Below are 16,929 nucleotides of genomic sequence, written 5' to 3' on the forward strand. Positions count from 1 at the left end.
GGGGTCAGCTTCGCGTACGAGCCGACCCAGAGCATCGCGACGAACGGGATGACGAGGCAGACGCCGGCGATCACACGGGTGGGGGTGACCACCGGTGGCCGGACCGGAGTTCCGGTTTGGTTCTGTGACACTACGACAATCTCAATCTATAAAGATGGCGGCCGTTCGAAGAACGAATGCCCACTTGTCGAGCTCTCAGATCCGACTGTCCGCACGAACGAGGCCGCCATCTCGCGGAATTACCTTCATGTACTGCTACGACAGAGCGAGCGACGGGCCGACCATCGGACGGCAATTGATCTGGTTTCTCGCCCAAGCGAGAGAATCCTAGTTTGGTGCGAGGTGCACAGATAGAACCTGAGAGCCAGATGCCGCACCATCTTGAACGTCTTGTCCTCGGCGTTCGCGCGGCGGCGGACGGCCGTGCCGAGCGGGGCGAAGACTGGAGCGTGGGCGCGGCCGGACGCGCGCCGCGCGCCCGGCGGAGCGTGAGCGGGGCCGGGTGCCTTGAAACCTGTAACAGCCCTGCTGGCGAGGCTAGGGCTGCCCGTAGGATTCTGGCGACGGCCGGGCTACAGCAGCACAGCCTCAACCGACTAGCGTCTCGAAGCCTGAGTCATCGCAGTAAGAGACCACACGGCTCTCGGCACCTGTGTCGCCCTCAACAGCTGCTGCGGTGTCGTTGAGGATATGGCTGCCATTGCGATCCAGACCCTCACGATCCAGTACCTTCGCGGCGGCGACAGCCGGATACCCGGATACTTCGAAATCGTCGAACTCGCTGGACTGCCCGCTTTGACCGTCACCTCCGGAGACGCCTCCAGCGCTTACAGTTTCCAACCTGGTTGATTGGCAGCTGAGTTTCGGCAGGCCAGGTACGGGAAGAGGTGAAGCCCCTGGTGGATGGGTTGTCGACGAAGAGCAACCTGTCCGCCCGGAGCTTCGTGTGCTTGTTTACCCATCGGGACTCGATCTGTCGAGCTCGACCCTTCGATTCCTGTCGGCACTGCTGAGCGCCCGGCGCCGCGAACGCGGCACTCGGTGGCGTCGGCTCACACCGGACCGTCAGGCCCTCCTGGTGCCGGCGCATCACACTAGCGGACACACCTATGCCCAGCTAGCCGCGGGCTTTGATGTCGGGATCGCCACGGTCAACCGGTATGTCGCCGAGGCGGTCGAGCTCCTGGCGTCCCGGGCTTCGGATCTTGCCACTGCGATCTCGGGACAGCTGGTCGAGCAGCACGGGCCCCTGCCGAGAGTTCGGCAGGGGCCCGCGGTGCAGGAGCTGCGGAGGGCCGGACGCGTCCTCGATGAGCGACATGCCGGCCCGCATCAGCTACCGTCTGCGGCCGGCCTGACGGCCCCGCCTCACTTCAGGTGCCGGGTGAAGAACTGGGCGGCGGCGTCCCCCGCGAACTGCGGGACGCCGGTGTGCCCGCCCATGTGGGCGTGCAGGGACTTCTCCTTGGAACCGAAGGCGTCGAACAGGTCCAGGGCCGTCTGCCGGTCGTTCCCCTCGTCGTCCCACTGCAGCAGGACGTACAGCGGAACGGTGACCTGCCGGGCCTCGTCGAACAGGGCGCGAGGCACGAAGCTCCCGGCGAACAGAACGGCGGCCGAGAGGCGAGGTTCGACCGCCGCCAGCCGGACGCCGATGGAGATCACGCCTCCCGAGTAGCCGATCGGGCCGCCGATCTCGGGCAGTGAAAGGAGGGCGTCCAGGGCGGCCTGCCATTCAGGGACCGCCTTGTCGACCAGCGGGAGGACGAGGGCGTCGATGATCTCGTCGCTCACCGGTTCGCCGGCCTTCATCGCCCGGCGCAGGTCGGCGCGGGCCTGCTCGACGGCCGGCCAACGGGGCCGGTCGCCGCTTCCGGGCAGTTCGATGGTGGCCGTGGCGAAGCCGTCCGCCGCCGCGTGCCGGGCCCGGGCCACCAGTCGGGGGTACATCGTGTTCAGCCCGAGGGGAGGGTGCCCGAGCAGGATCAGCGGCGCCGGTGCGGCGGCGGATGCCGATGCCGGTGTCCACAGGAGGCCGGGGATGTCACCAAGGGTGAATTCGCGTTCGAGGACGCCGTCATCGAGGCGTTGCTCGGAGGTGAAACGCATGGTCGTGCCTTTCGGGAGTGCACTGGAACGGCGCTCCCGGACGACCTATCGCCCGACCGTGGCTCCGGAGGGGAGCACCCATGTGGAAACTGCGTTCACGGGTACCACCTCCTTGATCTCTCGCACGGCCTCCGAAACGTAGCAGTGGCCGCTCCCGTCCGCCAACGTTTTCTGCGCAGTCTCCGCCGCCGATGCCACGGCGACACTGCGCGCGCCCACTTGGGGTGTCGTCGCGCCTTCCCGCACCGCGGCCTCGCGACGGCGACCGGCCCGAGACGCCGATCATCCGCCCCATGCGGCGGCGCACATGCTCACGGGCAAGGCCGCTTCGTGCTGACCGAGGTCCGTCCCCCAGCGAGGTCGGCCAGGCGGCCACGTCACCCGTCGCCATGCCTTCAGGTCGACCTCACCGGCATCGGCTCCAGAACTCGGGGGGGCGATTCGATCGCCTATCGATGATGTAGAGGCAGCCCGACGCGAACCCACCCCCGAACCCACGACGAGGACCCCAAGCGGGGGACGGGACACCACGGCCCCGGCACGGTGCGGTGGCGGGACACGGAGTATGCCTCCCTGGGTCGATCCCTCGATTCTATCGATGATCGCTTTGATTTTGTTGCCGACTCGCCCCGCGGTGATCGGCCTGCACAACTACCGTGTGATGCTGCACGATCCCGAGGTCCGGCAGGCCGCGCTGACCACGGCGGTGATCGCCGTGGTCGGCACCGTGGCCATCAACCTCGCCGGCCTCGGAGCCGCGCTGGCCCTTTCGGCCCCCGGCCGCGTCAACACGCTGCTGCGGACCGTGTTCTTCTATCCGTACGTCGTCAGCGCCCTGGTCATCGGTTTCCTGTGGTCCGCGCTGCTGTCGACCAACGGCGCCGTCAACACCGTGCTGGAGACTCCCGGCCACTCCGGACTGCCGTTCCTGTCCATGCCGGGCTGGGCACTGGCCAGCCTGATCACCGTCATCGTCTGGTCCGACACTTCTGGAGCACCTGCGTCGGCGCCGGCCGTGCCGCCGAGGGGCTCCGGGCCTCGTGGCAGGAGCACCTGCGCACCGTGGCCGGCGCCGCCGGCTTCCGGTACGTCCGCTTCCACGGCCTCCTCCACGACGACATGTTCGTCCACCGGCGGATCGAGGTCGGCTCCACCGTCCTGAACTTCCAGTACGTCGACGGCTTGTCCGACCGGCTGCTCGACGCATGGGCGGACCTCGTCCGGCGCCTCGTCGGGCACTGGGCGGCCCGCTACGGCTTCTCCTGAGGCCCTACCGCCGGGCCGGGCCACCGTCGACCGGGATGCGGTACAGCACGTAGGGCTTGCGCCGAAGATCGACGCCGGCGTTGTAGGCGGCCTGACGGTTCAGCTGATTGGCCATCACGTACAGGTTCCGGTCGTAGCCGATCGACAGGGTGTCCGGCCAGATCAGCCGGTTGTCGTGGACCAGGGTGCGGAATCGCCCGTCGGTGTCGCGGAAGACGAGCGCGTTGTGCTCGATGTCGCCTCCGTACACGCGGCCGGCGTTGTCCGTCTCCAGCCCGTCGGACATCCCTTTCGTGCCGAGATCGCGAACGGTTTTCGCGATCTTGGAATCCGCCACCCGGCGGTCGGTCAGACCGCTCGTCGGCACCGAGTACAAGGTGCGGCTGGACAGGGGGCAGTAGTAGAGGGTCTTGCCGTCCGGGCTGAGGGCGATACCGTCCGAGCCGATGTTGATGGGGCTGGTGGGACCGTGTGCCGGGCGGTTGAGCATTCGCTTCCCGTCGATGACGGGAACGAAGTCGGGCACCGGGCGTACCGAGGGCACGTCGTTCAGTCGGCGCCAGGACGTCCCGGACGCCAGATCCACGACGATCAGCCCGTTGGGGCCGTCCGAGGAGGCGTCCGTGAGGTAGGCCGTGCCCGCCTTGCCGCGGGTGAGGTCGAGTCGCACATCGTTCACGAAACTACGGGGGCCGGCGACCTGACGGGGCAGCAGGATGGTCCGGATGACCTTGTTGGTGCGCAGGTCAATGGCGACGAGTTTCGGCCCGCCCACTGGTGCGTTGCCGAACTGGATGCGCCCGGTGTCCACGACCCACAGCCGGTCGGCGGCGTCGACGACGACGCTCTGCACCCCCAGGAAGTGATGCGCGGGGTCGCGTGTGTCGGCGGTGTTGATCTCGCGGTTCGGGTAGGGGAAGGTCTTTCCGTCGCGCACTTCGGCGACCGAGTACTGCACCTTGTCGCCCCAGTGCGGGAAGTTCACGAACACCCGGCCGGTGCGTGAGACGCTCACACCCGTGGGCATCGCCCCGTTGAAATCCGCGACAGGCTGCAGGCGCTGCTTGTTCTGCGCGGGCGCGCCGGGTGGTTCCCCGGAATCGGCCTGCGAGTTCGCCAGGGAGGTCTGGGTGGCGCTGCCGCCCCCGATGCAGAGGGCCACCAGCAGTGCGACGACGCCGCGGCTCGGTATCTTTCTCCCAGTCACGTCCTGCTCCTGTTCCGAAATTCGAGGAACGAGAATTTCCGGACAATTGATCCGTCTGCATTCGCGGTGAGGACGGTCACGAGAACGGCCATGAGAACGGTTATGAGAACGGTTATGGGAACCCCTACGAACCTATGGCCGTTGAACGAGGATCGCAACCGGGAATATCCCCGGGCCGGCAGGTGGGGACGGGACCCGCACACACGCTCGGCATCTGTTCCGGCACTCTCCGGAATTCGCTGAATCGGATGGTAACGCGCATTCGTATCCGGGGCAAAAGCTTCATTCGTGCTTTCGCGGCGCCGCGCGCGTGGTGCGGTCCGCGTCGCGCAGGCGCTCCGCCACGTGCGCGGGCATCAGGGGGGCCTGGCTGCTGAGGATGTCGAGGAAGGACGTGGTGACCGGGTCCGGGCTGGTGCGGGTGTATCCGGTCAGGTGCCGGCGCACGGGCGGATCGGGACGCAGGACCGTGCCGGCGAAGTGCGGTGGGATGGTGTTGGCGGGTACGAGCGTGGGCCCGAGACCTGCGCCGGCGTACTCGACCGCGGAGGGGGCCTGTTCGGTGCGCACCGCGATGCGGGGCTGGAACCCGGCGGCGGCGCAGGCGTCGTCGAGGATCTCCGAGAGCCCGCTGTCGGGGGTGAAGTGGACCCAGTCCCGTTCCGCGAGGTCGGCGAGTCGGACGGCCGGCCCCTCGGCGACTGCGGCCACGGGGTCGTCGACATGCGTCACGACCAGGAACTCCTCGGCCCCGATGGCGCGGGCGGTGCCCTCCCAGTCCCGAGGCAGCGGCCCCACGGCGACGTCCGCTTGGCCGGCGGCCATGGCCTGGGCCAGTTCGTCCCACCTGCGGTGCTCGAACAACCGGATGCGCACCTCCGGGTGCTGCCGCCGCCACAGGCCCAGGACCCTGGGCAGCACGCCGGAGCTGATCGAGTAGAGCGCCGCCAGATGCAGCTCGCCGGTGGACACCCCGGTGGCGCGCCGGGCGGAGGTCGTCGCGCGTGTCGCTTCCGCCAGAGCGGCGCGCGCGTGCGGCAGCATCGACCGTCCGGCCGGAGTGAGCCGGACGCCGCGGGGCAGCCGTTCCAGCAGGGGACCGCCGACCTCGCGTTCCAGCGCCTGGAGCTGATGGGAGAGCCCGGGCTGGGTGACGTTGAGGCTTTCGGCGGCCCGCGTGAACGACCCCTCGTCCACGATGGTCACCAAATATTCCAGCTGTCTCAGCGTTGCCATGAACTCAGCATATAGAAACCATGCCAAATACTTCTTGGACTTATGGTGGGCGCGGGGAGAGGGTGGTTCCCGTACGACGATCCGACGGGATCGGGTGTGCGGTCGCGTCGCGGCCGCAGCCGCTGAAGTGAAATAGGAACTGCTATTTTCAGGGAGGCGTCGTGTCCGCCGCTGCTTCCGATCCGATCATCGTAGGGAATATCGCTCTGTCCTTTCACCGCGCCGCCGCCGGTGTCGCTCGCCGGGTTCTCGAATCCCACGGTCACCGGGTCGAGAGCGTCGAGGCCAAGCACGAGGAGCTCTTCGATCTGCTCAGGAACGGCGATGTCGATGTGCTGGTCTCGGCCTGGCTCCCGTCGAGCCACGGCGAGTATCTGTCCGGGTACCGGGACCGGGTCCGGGTGCTGAGGCCTCACTATCAGCCGTACTGCGTGTGGGCGGTGCCGCCGTACGTTCCCGTCGACGAGGTGGGGGAGGTGTCCGATCTCGCCCGGCCCGGTATCGCCGAACACATGACGAGGGCCATCGACGGCATCAATCCGGGCGCGGGGATCAGCCGTTTCTCCGCCACGATGGTGGGCGCCTACGGCCTCGACCGGGCCGGATACACCTTCGCGCCCGGGGACGAGGAGGGCTTCACCGCCCGTGTGGACCGCGGCATCGCCGCCCGCGAGTGGTTCGTCATCCCGTTGTGGCGACCGCAGTACCTCAACCGGCACCACCGTCTGCGCCGACTCGAAGAGCCCAAGGGGCTGCTGGGCACCGTGGACGACGCCTGCCCGGTCATCGGCCTGGAGGCACTGGACCGCATCCGCCCCGAGGCGGTCTCCCGACTGGACGCTCTCCGTCTGGGCAACGACGGTGTCGAGGAGATCGACACGCTCATCAACGTCGGCGGGCTGAGCCCGCTGCAGGCCGCCGACCGCTATCTCGCCGACCACCACTCCGGACTCCTTCCGTGAACCGGGCCACGCCACTCCAGCGCGAGCCCGTCGCCCATCACCCCCACCGACCGCACCGAAAAGGAATCACCCTATGAACGCAACGTCCATGCGCGCCGTCGGCTACCGCAGGAGCCTGCCGGTCAGCGACCAGGAGAGCCTGATCGACCTGGAACTGCCCGTTCCCGAGCCCGGACCGCACGACCTGCTGGTCAAGGTGGAGGCCGTCGCCCTCAACCCCGTCGACTACAAGGTCCGCCAGAACAGCGATCCGGCCGGAGAGCCGAAGATCCTCGGGTGGGACGCGGCGGGCAGCGTCGTCGCCGTCGGCGAGAAGGTGCGGCGGTTCGAGGTCGGCGACGACGTCTACTACGCGGGTGCCATCGACCGGCCCGGGGCCAACTCCGAGTACCACACGGTCGACGAGCGCATCGCGGCGCTCAAGCCGAGCACCCTGTCCTTCACCGAGTCCGCCGCGCTGCCGCTGACCTCGCTGACCGCCTGGGAAGGCCTGTTCGAACGGCTGGGTCTGGAGAACGGCGGCATGAACCAGCAGGGTGCCCTGCTGATCACCGCGGCGGCCGGTGGCGTCGGGGCGATGGTCGCCCAGCTCGCCCGCGCGCTGACCAGTCTGACGGTGATCGGCACGGCCTCGCGCCAGGAGACGATCGACTTCGCCACCCGCATGGGTGTCCAGCACATCGTGAACCATCACAAACCGCTGGTGCCCCAGCTCGCCGAGGCGGCGCCCGAAGGGGTGACCCATGTGTTCAGCACCACCAACACCGACCGCAACCTGTCCGCCTACGCCGAGGCTCTGCGTCCGTTCGGCCGGATCGTCGCCATCGACGACCACGAGAGCCTGCCGCTCGGTGTGCTCAAGCCGAAGTCCATCGCGTTCCACTGGGAGTTCATGTTCACCCGGTCCCTCTTCCAGGCTCCCGACCAGGACACGCAGCACCACATCCTGACCCAGGTCGCCCGCCTCGTGGACGCCGGCATCCTGCGGACCACGGCCACCAAGGATCTGGGGCCGGTCAACGCGGCCAACCTCCGCGAGGCACACGGCATCCTCGAGTCCGGCTCCGCCATCGGAAAGATCACTCTTACCGGCTTCTGACCTCCGGCCGGGTCCCTTGACGGTGACGGCGCACCCCCTGGGCGGAGTTCGGCTCGGTTCCGGGGGGCGCACGGTTCCGTCCTACCGTGCGCGGAGCGAGACCCCGGTCAGTTCCTCGGACACCGTCCACAACCGGCGCTGGAGCGACGCATCGTAGGACGGACCGCTCGACCGGACGGCCTTCGGGTAGCCCCTGCTCTGCTGGAATCCGCGCGGGCCGTAGAACTCCCCACCCCGGACGCCCGGGTCCGTCGCGGCGCGGAGGACGGACAGTGCCCCCATCGCCGGGGACTGGAGGAGGAGCGGCCGGACGGCCGCGAACGCCGTACGGGTCGGAGCGGACGCATGTGTCATCGCGTCCTTGGAGCCCGTGGTGTCGGCGCCGCCGGGATGCGCCGCGACGGCCAGCGGTCCGCCCGCGGGCGGCCTGCTCTGGAGTTCGTAGGTGAAGAGCGGGTTGGCCGGCTTGGAGTGCCCGTACGCGGCGGTCAGGTGGTAGGGGCGCGTCCGCCATTGCCGACTTACTTAGGCTGTGCCCATGGCACGCAGCGCAGACGAGACCCGGCGAAAGATCCTTGAAGCCGCCACCGAGGAGTTCGCCCAGTGCGGCATCGCCGGCGCCAGGGTGGAGCGCATCACCAAGAACGCCGGGGTCAACAACGCCTTGCTGTACGGCCTTACAGCGACCTGGTCACCGAGATCGTCGACGCGTCCCCCTGGACGCGGAGGACCTGCCCGGCTACGCGGCCCGCCTGTTCGACTACTACCAGGCCCCCCAGGTGGTGCGACTCGCCGCCTGGCAGCTGCTCGAGCGACCCGAGCACGCCGTGCCGCAGGTCGTCCACGATTCCCAGCGGGAGAAGGCGGAGCGGATCGCCCGGACGCAGAGGGACGGCATCATCCCCGCCACGCTGCCGGCCGAGGAACAGCGCGACCTCATGGTCCTGCTGTCCGTCAGCAAGACCCCGCTGATGCCGACCATCACATCGGAGGCCGACCGCGACCGCCGTCGCGCCACCATCCTCGCCACCGCCAAGGCCATCATCCGCGCATGAGCAGGAGAACCCCTTCGTGAACGTCGTCATCTTCGGTGCGTCCGGCATGGTCGGACATGGCGTGCTGCGGGCGTGCCTGCTGGATCCGGCCGTCACCCGCGTCCTTGTCGTGGGCCGCAGCCCGATCGGCATGACCCATCCCAAGCTGCACGAGATCATCCACCAGGACTTCACCGACCTGTCCGGGCCGGCCGAGCAACTGACCGACGTGGACGCCTGCTTCTACTGCCTCGGAGTCTCCTCCGCAGGCCGCAGTGAGGCCGATTACACCCGCATCACCTACGACTTCACCGTGGCCGCGGCGAAAACGCTGTCAGCCGCCAACCCCGGCCTCACCTTCACTTACGTCTCCGGCGAAGGCACCGACAGCAGCGAACGCGGCCGCACCATGTGGGCCCGGGTCAAGGGGCGCACCGAGAACGAACTGCTGGCCATGCCGATCGACGCCTACATGTTCCGCCCCGGCTACATTCAGCCCCGCCACGGAGCCGTCTCCAAGACCCGTGCCTACCGCCTGACTTACACTCTCACCTCCTGGCTCTATCCCCTGCTGCACCGCATCGCGCCGAAGCACACCACGACCACCGATCACCTCGGCCGTGCCATGCTCGCGGTCACCCGCCCCGACACCGCTGCCCAGCGGATCCTCGACAGCCGGGACATCAACCGCCTGGGCGCATAGGCGATCTGCGGCGTGCGACCGCACGATCTCCGTGAGGTGCACGAGAAGCGACGGCCCGGGGGCGACAGCCGGACAGGCCGGCGGCCCGGAATCCCGTGGCGGGGTTCCGGGCCGCTGTGTCGTGCAGGGCCGCGGGTCAGGTGAGGCGGCAGCCCGCTACCACCAGATGACAACGTATCCGTTGCCGCCATTGGGAGCCGCTATGGCGCCCGTAGTGCCGCCGTTGCCGCCTACGGCCGCGCCGGTTGGGGCCGGTTCGACGATGCCGCTGACCGCGGGTTTGCCTCCTTGGCCGGGCGGCCCGGTGAGGCTGACGGGAGCCAGGCCCGGAGCGCCGTCACGGGTCGTGCCCCTGGCAGGGAGCGAACAGGTTCCCGTTCCGCCGGGGCTCGGGGGGCTGGTGAGAAGCCCAGCATGGCCGCCGGCGCCGCCGGTGGCAGACGCGAGTGCACCGCCCGGCCCCACGAGGGTGCTGCTTGCCCCGGTCGTGCCGTCTTGACCGATGAGCGGAGCGCCGGCCCCGCCCTGGCCGACGGTCACCGTGTAGGCCGTCCCAGGCTGCACCGGCACGGAACACCAGGCGAAGCCACCGGCACCGCCGCCGCCGCCGAGCGGGAGCCCCAATGCGACTGCACCGCCGCCTCCGCCGGCGCCCCACACCTGGACAAAGACCTGAGTGAGTCCGGTGGGTGGGACGAACGTGCCGTTGTCGGTGAAGTCCGCCAAGTCGTGCGGGACGGCGTTTGTTCCCGGCGGCCCGGCAGGGCCAGTGGGACCCTGTTGGCCGGGAGGCCCCTGAACTCCCTGATTGCCGGGGTCGCCTTGAGGTCCCGGCGGCCCGGCCGGTCCCTGTTGTCCGGGAGGTCCCTGGGTTCCGGGGTCGCCGGGGTCGCCCTTGGGCCCGGTCTGTCCGGGAGGTCCCTGGGTTCCGGGGTCGCCCTTGGGCCCCGTCTGTCCGGGCGGTCCTTGTGGCCCGGCAGGCCCAGCGGGACCCTGCTGACCGGGAGGACCGGGAGGACCAGGAATGCCGGGGCGGCCCGGACGCCAGTGGCGATCAGGGCGGCTTGGGCAATATCCGGGGAAATCCGAGAAGAGAAAACACGGGTCGGTGAGACCAGCCTGAGCTCGGGGCTTTACGGCATCAACTTCGCCACCGCTGGCGCTCCCCGCGTACGCCGCACCCGTCAGGGCACTGGACGCCAGGGCCACACTCGTGGCCGTCGTCCACATCCGGATACCGTTTCGCCGCCACATGGACGCCTGAGGCATGGCTATTCGGGACAACACGTCACCTCCAGCTGGGGGCCCGCGACACGCGGCCGATGCCGCCTACCAGGAGAGAAAAACTGTCGGAGACACAGCGAGCCCACAGCAAGAATCGCCCTGCGTGGCGAGTGGTGCACATTCGGTAGCCGACCGGGTGATCGCCGTCCCGCACGTAGCGGCGACCCGGCACCCCCTCGGTGGGTCCGGCCCGCCGTGCTGCGCTGTAGCGCCGGTCGGCGATGCGCGTTCTTGGAGTATGGGACGCACGTGGGTCCACTGGAGGCGGCTCATGCAGGCAGGTTGGCAAGCCTGGAAGGGTGGCCAGTGCGAACCCTGTCGGCGGGGCCTTCCTTAACTTTATTGGTCAATCCAGAATCGTGCTAGCCTTCGTTCGTGGCGCGGATCGGGGAGTTCTGCGTCGACCGAGCGGTCGAATCCCGATCGAGGCGGACGTGACTGATCCGTCGCGGGGGGCCTCGTCGTTGGTGTCGCCGCCGGGTGTGTCGGCCGACCTCTGGCGGTCGAGCCCGGCCGGGCTTCCGGTCGCCGGTCGGGCTGCCCCGGCGCCGGCGTGTCGGCGAGACGGCCCCGGACCGACCCCGGCGTGTGGGCCGGGTTTCCGCCTGCCGTAATTCTGTATTGATCACTCCATAAAGGATCCTCATGGAACTGCACCCCAAGGGCAAAGCCGCCGTCGGAACCGGAACCGGAACCGGAACCGGAACCGAAGCCGGCGAGGGCATCGGCCCGGCCGTCGGCGCATCGATCACCCCCGAGCCGATCCTTCAGCTCGGCCTGGGATTCATGGCCTCGAAGACGCTGCTGAGTGCGGTGGAACTGGGCATATTCACCATCCTGGCGCGGGGCGGTCGGGACCGTGCGTCCCTGGCCCGGGAAGTGGGTCTGCACCCCAGGTCCTCGGCGGACTTCCTCGACGCGCTCGTTTCGCTGGGCCTGCTGGACCGCGACGAGGACGACGTCTATCGCAACAGCCCCGCGTCCGAGCTCTTCCTGGACCAGGCCAAGCCCTCCTACATCGGCGGGATCCTGGAGATGGCCAATGCCCGTCTCTTCGGTTTCTGGGACAACCTCACCGATGCCCTGCGAACCGGCACCCAGCAGAACGAGGTCACCCACACCGGGGCCCCCTTCTTCGCCACCCTGAGCCAAGACCCCGCCGCATGGCGCAACTTCCTGAACGGCATGAACGGGGTCAGCACCCCCCTCGCCGGCGCACTCGCCGCCGACTTCGACTGGACCGGCCGCCGGCACGTGGTCGATCTCGGCGGCGCTCTGGGCGCCGTACCCGCGGCAGTGCTGCGATCGCGTCCCGAGATGACCGGATGCGTCTTCGAACTTCCCCCGGTGCGCCCGGTGTTCGAGGAATTCGCCGCAGCGCACGGCCTGGCCGACCGCCTCACCTTCCACGGCGGCGACTTCTTCTCCGACCCCCTTCCCCCCGCCGACGTCTACGTCATGGGGCAGATCCTCCACGACTGGAACCCCGAGCAGCGGCAGTTCCTGCTCCGCAAGGCGTATGACGCCCTGCCCGCGGGCGGCACGCTCATCGTCTACGACGCCATGATCGACGACGACCGACGGCAGAACACCTACGGCTTCATGGTGTCGCTGAACATGCTCATCGACACGGAAGGCGGCTCCGAGTACACCGTCGCCGATGCCACCCGTTGGCTGGGGGCGGCAGGTTTCTCCATAACGGAGGCCCGTCCCCTCATCGGCGGCTACACGGCCGTCTACGCCACCAAGTGATCGGCCGCCGGGGCGGGTTCGGCGGCAGAGACGTGAATGCCCTGGTGGTCGACCGCATGCCCGGGCAGGGGCGCGCCGTCATGGACTCCGTGCCGCAGCAGGCGGGTCGACCGGGCACAAGCTCGGGCGACCCGGCCTGGTGGAAGGATCCCAGGTCCGGGATCCGGGTGTGGCGCTGAGGGGTGGTACTCGCGGTACCGTCAGTACATGACGACGACCAAGGGCATGAACGTCCCCTTCGCGGACGACGACGAGCTCGACATGGTGCGGCGTGCGGCCGCGGCCGCGGGCATGTCCACCCGGGAGTACATCCGCCAGGCCGCTCTTGCCCAGGCCAACGCCGTACCCACCGCGTTCCTGGAAGCCGCCCTGGAAGCCCACACGTACGTGAAGGACGCCTTCGCCGAGATCCTGCCCGAGGACGGCCGTCCGAACGAGGCGTACCGGGCCGCGGACGCCGAGGCCGGCCGCAGCCTGGCCGAGCTCGACGCCGGCGACCAGGCGCGCGGAACCGCCGCGTGAGCCGAGCCCGCCCCGACGGGGTGACCTACGCGACGGTCCCGATGCTGCTGCAGGTCGCGGAGCACATCACCGGCGACCCGCAGGCCGACGACCTCGGAGTCCTCGATGCCGCGGTCGCCCGCCACCGCGCGGAGGCCATGGGCCAGGAGATCTACGGCTCGATCTGGCTCAAGGCGGCAGCGCTGGTGCACACCTTGGTCAGGCTCCCGGCGCTGGAGCACTCCAACGGCCAGTTCGGATGGTCGGCCGCGGTCGCCTTCCTCCAGGTGAACGGGCGGAGCCTGGCCTATGAGCCGAAGGACGCCGCGATCCTTGTCCGTGGCGTCATCGCCGGCGACGTGCCCGTGCGGCAGGTCGCCCTGCAGCTCCGCCAGTGGGCGCAGGCCTGAACGGCGCCTCTCACCAGGCGGCACCGGCGCCGCCGGCCGTCCCGTCGGACGGAGAGACCACTCATCGTCTTTGCGACACTGGTGGAGTGCCGGACAACGAACGGCGGACGGACCAGCGCCTGGAGCGAGCCATCCTCGAGTTGCTGGACCGTCGTGCCGCCTCCGCCACGATCTGCCCTTCCGACGCCGCGCGGGCGGCATACGAAGGGGATGACGACGGCTGGCGCGCGCTCATGGAGCCGGCCCGGCGCGCGGCCCGGCGCCTGGCCGCGGCAGGCGAGGTGGAGATCACCCAGGCCGGCCGTCCCATCGAGTCGGCCGAGGCCCGCGGCCCCATCCGTATCCGCCGCACTCGCTGACCTGACCCCGGTACCCGGTCAGGGCAGCTCGATGAGGACCTTGCCCACGGCGCCTTGCTCCACCGCCGCATGGGCGTCGGCGACGCGCTCGACGGGGAAGCGGTGCAGCGGCAGCCCCGACTGCTCGCCGACGCGCAGCGCGCCGTCGGCCACCGCGGCGGAGACGGCGGCCACCGCATGGTTCTTGGCGGCCGCTGTGACGGTGTAGATCATCACGGCCTGCCAGCGGAGATTGCCGAACATCATCGGCAGGACCGGGAGCGCGAGCTCGTTCCCGCCGTCGTTGGCGTACAGGGCCACCGTGCCGTTGGGGGCGAGTACGGCGACGTCGAGCTCCGCATTGGGGGCGGGGGCGACTTCGACGACCGTGTCGACGCCGTCCGGTGCCACCGCCCGGATGGCCGCCGCGGCGTCGTCGTCGCGGTAGTTCACCACGTGCTGGGCGCCGGCGGCCCGGGCCAGGGCGGCCTTTTCGGGACTGCTGACGGTGGTGATGACCGTGGCCCCGGCCCAGCGGGCCAGCTGGATGGCCGCGTTCCCCACCGCTCCGGCACCGCCGGCCACCAGCACGGTGCGACCCGCCAGGGCGCCGGGGCCGAGACGGTCGGGCCCTCCCTCGGCCACGGTGAGGCAACGGTGCGCGGTCAGCGCGGGGATGCCGAGGCTGGCGCCCAGCTCGAAGCAGGCGTCGTCGGGCAGGGGCACCGCTTGCCTCAGCGGCAGGACCACGTACTCCTGCGCGGTGCCGTCGGCGCGCTGCCAGGCGGCCTCCCAGATCCAGACCCGCCGCCCGGTCCAGGCCGGGTCGACGTCCTCGCCCACGGCGTCGACGACCCCGGCACCGTCCTGGTTGGGTACCTGCTCCACCCCGTCGCTGTGCCCCCGCGAACCGCGGCGCGCCTTCCAGTCGGTGGGGTTGACGCCGGACATGCGCACCCGGACGCGGACCTCCCCGGGCCCCGGCTCGGGTATCGGGCGCTCGACGAGCTCCATCACTTCCGGTCCGCCGGTGCTCCGGTACACGATCGCCTTCATGTCCTGCCTCCTTTGTCGCGGGTGCTCTGACGGGGTCCAGTGGCTCGGTGTGAGCGGGCCTTCCTCGGGCGCAGAGCGCACCAGCCAAATCTGGATGATTGCCATCATACACATTTGGGTCTTCGCACCGAATTGGTCCCATGCCTGCCACCCGGGGGCATGCGGAACCTCACGCTTGTGTTCGCCGCCTTCGCGGGCCGGGCGGACCACATCCGCCATTCCGGCGACGAAGGGGCGAGTTGTTTCGGCAACGGAAGCCCGGGCTCCTGGCGTCTTGTCATGACCGAAGCGCCGGGATCTGTGCGCGTTGTCGAGGAGAGTTCCGCCTACCGGCAAGTCGCGTTCGACAGTCCGCCGCTCAACGCGGTGGACCACACCGTGTTCGAGACCCTGCAGGACCTGCCGGCGCGGATGGACGCCGCCCGGATCCGGTCGACCGGAGCTCGCTGCCGAGCGCCGACAGCCTTCTCGGCAGCCGCAGCGCCTTCCTGGCGGCGATGGCCCGGCCGGAGGCGCGCCGCCGTGTGCGGATGCTCTTCGAGCGCGGGATGCGGCTGGAGGGAGACGTGGAGAACCGCTTCGGCGCGCACCTGGCGGGTCTGCTGGACGACGCGGAGGGCGACGCGGAGGGCGACGCGGCGTACTGATCCTGTTCGCCGTATGCGCGACCCGTCCCTGGGCCCGCGATCTCGCAGTCCCGTCCCGTCAGAAGGGCCTCGCGTCTGAGCCCCCGACTCCGTCGCGGTGTCCCGCTCGGTTCGAGCCGTTCGGTTCAAAAGGCCATGGCCTGCGGCTGCTTGCCCACGAGCGTGAGGAATTCGTCGGTCGTGAGGATGGCGTGCGCATACGCGGGACCGTTGATGTCGAACGTGGCCTTCATCTCGTCCCAGTTGAAGGCGCCGATGGCGTCACGGATGAGCGTGACGTGGTAGCCGAGTTCCTGGCCGAAGCGGGCGGTGGTGTCGACACAGGTGTTGGCCTTCATGCCGATGAAGACGAGCTTCTGGATGCGGTGCTGTTTGAGCAGCATGTCCAGGTCGGTGTTGGCGAAGCCGCTCGACGCCCAGTGCTGGTGCATCACCAGCTCGTCCTCGCGTGGCACGAAGTCCGGGTGCCACTCGGCTCCCCAGCTGCCGGCGGCGAAGGTCTGTCCTTCGACGACCCGCTGCTGGGTGGGGGAGAGGTGGTCCCACGTACGGTAGTCGCCGGGCTTCGTCTGGTGGTGAGGCACGATGAAGACGCGGAAGCCCATGTCGCGTGCCGCAGCGAGCATCGCGCGCATGTGGTCGAGCTGCTCGATGCCCTCCGCCACCTCTTTGACGGCGGGCCACAGCTTCCCGCCCTCGGACAGGAAGTCGTTGTACGGGTCGATGATCAGCAGGGCTGTCTCGTGCGGGGGATAAGCGTTCGCCTGGGTGCCCATCGTTCCTCACTCCTGCCTCGTCGCCGGTGATACGGGATGACCCCCCGGGGGGGCGGACTTCGCGCCTGATGAGCCGGCCGTCGGCTGCACGCCTCGCGGACGCGGCTCGGCCCCGGGCCACGGATCCCTTGAATGCGAAGTGACACGGCGAGTGCAGTGAGGGCGCGGCGCGCGTCAGGAAGAAACCGCGTGCGACGCTGCGCATCGGCGTCACGCGGTGGCGGATCCTCGCCGCAAGGCCCGCGGGCTCAAGGGTGCCAACAGGCAGAATTCTAGACCGGTGACGGTGACCTCGCCCCGCGGCAGAGGCCCCCGTTCCGGCGCCTGACCTGCGGGCGACCCGGGAGGGGCGGCACGCCGAGGCCGGGCGGAGGGTCGCTCCGCCCGGCCACGGTGACCGTGTGTCCCGCCCGGTCAACGGACGGCCGAGCTGCGGGCCCGGCGCAGGGACGCTGCGGTGGTCAGCCGCGCAGGGGGGCCAGGGCGCGGCTCCAGGCGACGACCTCGTCGATGAGGGTCGACAGGGTGGCGGCCTGGTGCTCGCCGGGG

The 16,929-nt window shown here is 69.6% G+C and carries 17 protein-coding genes and 2 pseudogenes; 12 read left to right on the plus strand and 7 right to left on the minus strand.

Annotated features, from left to right (window positions below):
* Positions 1 to 946: 946 nt before the first annotated feature.
* Positions 947 to 1,222, plus strand: a pseudogene (locus ACIP98_RS40280) (transposase family protein); the annotation flags it as partial.
* Between the two features lie 146 nt (positions 1,223 to 1,368).
* Here the strand turns inward: ACIP98_RS40280 and ACIP98_RS40285 are convergent.
* Entirely contained in the window at positions 1,369 to 2,109 is a 741-nt protein-coding gene (locus ACIP98_RS40285) for an alpha/beta hydrolase (RefSeq protein WP_401981516.1), read from the minus strand.
* A gap of 852 nt (positions 2,110 to 2,961) precedes the next feature.
* On the opposite strand from ACIP98_RS40285, the gene ACIP98_RS40290 reads away from it, so the two are divergent.
* Positions 2,962 to 3,375, plus strand: a complete 414-nt coding sequence (locus ACIP98_RS40290; RefSeq protein ID WP_401981518.1) for a hypothetical protein — start codon at positions 2,962 to 2,964, stop codon at positions 3,373 to 3,375.
* 4 nt (positions 3,376 to 3,379) lie between these two features.
* Here the strand turns inward: ACIP98_RS40290 and ACIP98_RS40295 are convergent, their stop codons facing one another.
* Both ACIP98_RS40295 and ACIP98_RS40300 read right to left on the minus strand, forming a co-directional pair.
* Entirely contained in the window at positions 3,380 to 4,582 is a 1,203-nt protein-coding gene (locus ACIP98_RS40295; protein WP_401981520.1) for an L-dopachrome tautomerase-related protein, read from the minus strand.
* A 282-nt stretch (positions 4,583 to 4,864) separates the two neighbouring features.
* On the minus strand, positions 4,865 to 5,818 hold the full coding sequence (locus tag ACIP98_RS40300; protein ID WP_401981523.1) for a LysR family transcriptional regulator: 954 nt from the start codon (positions 5,816 to 5,818) through the stop codon (positions 4,865 to 4,867).
* A 161-nt stretch (positions 5,819 to 5,979) separates the two neighbouring features.
* On the opposite strand from ACIP98_RS40300, the gene ACIP98_RS40305 reads away from it, so the two are divergent.
* Both ACIP98_RS40305 and ACIP98_RS40310 read left to right on the plus strand, forming a co-directional pair.
* Positions 5,980 to 6,780, plus strand: a complete 801-nt coding sequence (locus ACIP98_RS40305; RefSeq protein WP_401981525.1) for a glycine betaine ABC transporter substrate-binding protein — start codon at positions 5,980 to 5,982, stop codon at positions 6,778 to 6,780.
* Between the two features lie 73 nt (positions 6,781 to 6,853).
* The gene (locus ACIP98_RS40310) at positions 6,854 to 7,879 is read left to right on the plus strand and encodes a zinc-binding alcohol dehydrogenase family protein (RefSeq protein WP_401981527.1); all 1,026 of its coding nucleotides are present in this window, start codon (positions 6,854 to 6,856) and stop codon (positions 7,877 to 7,879) included.
* Between the two features lie 81 nt (positions 7,880 to 7,960).
* Here ACIP98_RS40310 and ACIP98_RS40315 read toward each other — a convergent pair whose 3' ends face one another.
* Positions 7,961 to 8,233 carry a hypothetical protein gene (locus tag ACIP98_RS40315; RefSeq protein ID WP_319665252.1) on the minus strand — a complete coding sequence of 91 codons (273 nt, stop codon included), beginning with the start codon at positions 8,231 to 8,233 and terminating at the stop codon, positions 7,961 to 7,963.
* A 184-nt stretch (positions 8,234 to 8,417) separates the two neighbouring features.
* Between ACIP98_RS40315 and ACIP98_RS40320 the strand changes: the two are divergent.
* The 3 genes and pseudogenes from ACIP98_RS40320 to ACIP98_RS40330 all read left to right on the plus strand — a co-directional run.
* A pseudogene (locus ACIP98_RS40320) lies at positions 8,418 to 8,504 on the plus strand (TetR/AcrR family transcriptional regulator); the annotation flags it as partial.
* A gap of 154 nt (positions 8,505 to 8,658) precedes the next feature.
* Positions 8,659 to 8,934 carry a hypothetical protein gene (locus ACIP98_RS40325; RefSeq protein ID WP_401981530.1) on the plus strand — a complete coding sequence of 92 codons (276 nt, stop codon included), beginning with the start codon at positions 8,659 to 8,661 and terminating at the stop codon, positions 8,932 to 8,934.
* A 16-nt stretch (positions 8,935 to 8,950) separates the two neighbouring features.
* Positions 8,951 to 9,616, plus strand: coding sequence for an epimerase (locus ACIP98_RS40330; RefSeq protein ID WP_401981533.1), 666 nt, complete (start codon positions 8,951 to 8,953; stop codon positions 9,614 to 9,616).
* Positions 9,617 to 9,772: 156 nt separating this feature from the next.
* Here the strand turns inward: ACIP98_RS40330 and ACIP98_RS40335 are convergent, their stop codons facing one another.
* Complete coding sequence (locus ACIP98_RS40335) at positions 9,773 to 10,885, minus strand: glycine-rich domain-containing protein (RefSeq protein ID WP_401981535.1); 1,113 nt, start codon at positions 10,883 to 10,885, stop codon at positions 9,773 to 9,775.
* Between the two features lie 660 nt (positions 10,886 to 11,545).
* Here ACIP98_RS40335 and ACIP98_RS40340 point away from each other — a divergent pair.
* The 4 genes from ACIP98_RS40340 (at position 11,546) to ACIP98_RS40355 (ending at position 13,922) form a co-directional block, all read left to right on the plus strand.
* Positions 11,546 to 12,652 carry a methyltransferase gene (locus ACIP98_RS40340; protein ID WP_401981538.1) on the plus strand — a complete coding sequence of 369 codons (1,107 nt, stop codon included), beginning with the start codon at positions 11,546 to 11,548 and terminating at the stop codon, positions 12,650 to 12,652.
* A gap of 207 nt (positions 12,653 to 12,859) precedes the next feature.
* A complete protein-coding gene (locus ACIP98_RS40345; protein ID WP_319665245.1) occupies positions 12,860 to 13,174 on the plus strand; it encodes a hypothetical protein in 315 nt (104 codons plus the stop codon).
* On the plus strand, positions 13,171 to 13,563 hold the full coding sequence (locus tag ACIP98_RS40350) for a fic family toxin-antitoxin system, toxin component (protein ID WP_401981540.1): 393 nt from the start codon (positions 13,171 to 13,173) through the stop codon (positions 13,561 to 13,563). Before ACIP98_RS40345 ends, ACIP98_RS40350 begins: the two co-directional genes overlap by 4 nt.
* A gap of 86 nt (positions 13,564 to 13,649) precedes the next feature.
* Positions 13,650 to 13,922, plus strand: a complete 273-nt coding sequence (locus tag ACIP98_RS40355; RefSeq protein ID WP_401981543.1) for a DUF3253 domain-containing protein — start codon at positions 13,650 to 13,652, stop codon at positions 13,920 to 13,922.
* An 18-nt stretch (positions 13,923 to 13,940) separates the two neighbouring features.
* Here ACIP98_RS40355 and ACIP98_RS40360 read toward each other — a convergent pair whose 3' ends face one another.
* Positions 13,941 to 14,957, minus strand: a complete 1,017-nt coding sequence (locus tag ACIP98_RS40360) for an NADPH:quinone reductase (protein WP_401981546.1) — start codon at positions 14,955 to 14,957, stop codon at positions 13,941 to 13,943.
* 497 nt (positions 14,958 to 15,454) lie between these two features.
* On the opposite strand from ACIP98_RS40360, the gene ACIP98_RS40365 reads away from it, so the two are divergent.
* Entirely contained in the window at positions 15,455 to 15,604 is a 150-nt protein-coding gene (locus ACIP98_RS40365) for a hypothetical protein (protein ID WP_401981547.1), read from the plus strand.
* A gap of 125 nt (positions 15,605 to 15,729) precedes the next feature.
* Here the strand turns inward: ACIP98_RS40365 and ACIP98_RS40370 are convergent, their stop codons facing one another.
* The gene (locus ACIP98_RS40370) at positions 15,730 to 16,380 is read right to left on the minus strand and encodes an isochorismatase family cysteine hydrolase (RefSeq protein WP_401981549.1); all 651 of its coding nucleotides are present in this window, start codon (positions 16,378 to 16,380) and stop codon (positions 15,730 to 15,732) included.
* Positions 16,381 to 16,929 lie beyond the last annotated feature (549 nt).

It is taken from the genome of Streptomyces sp. NPDC088354 (genome assembly GCF_044753585.1).
GTDB lineage: Bacteria > Actinomycetota > Actinomycetes > Streptomycetales > Streptomycetaceae > Actinacidiphila.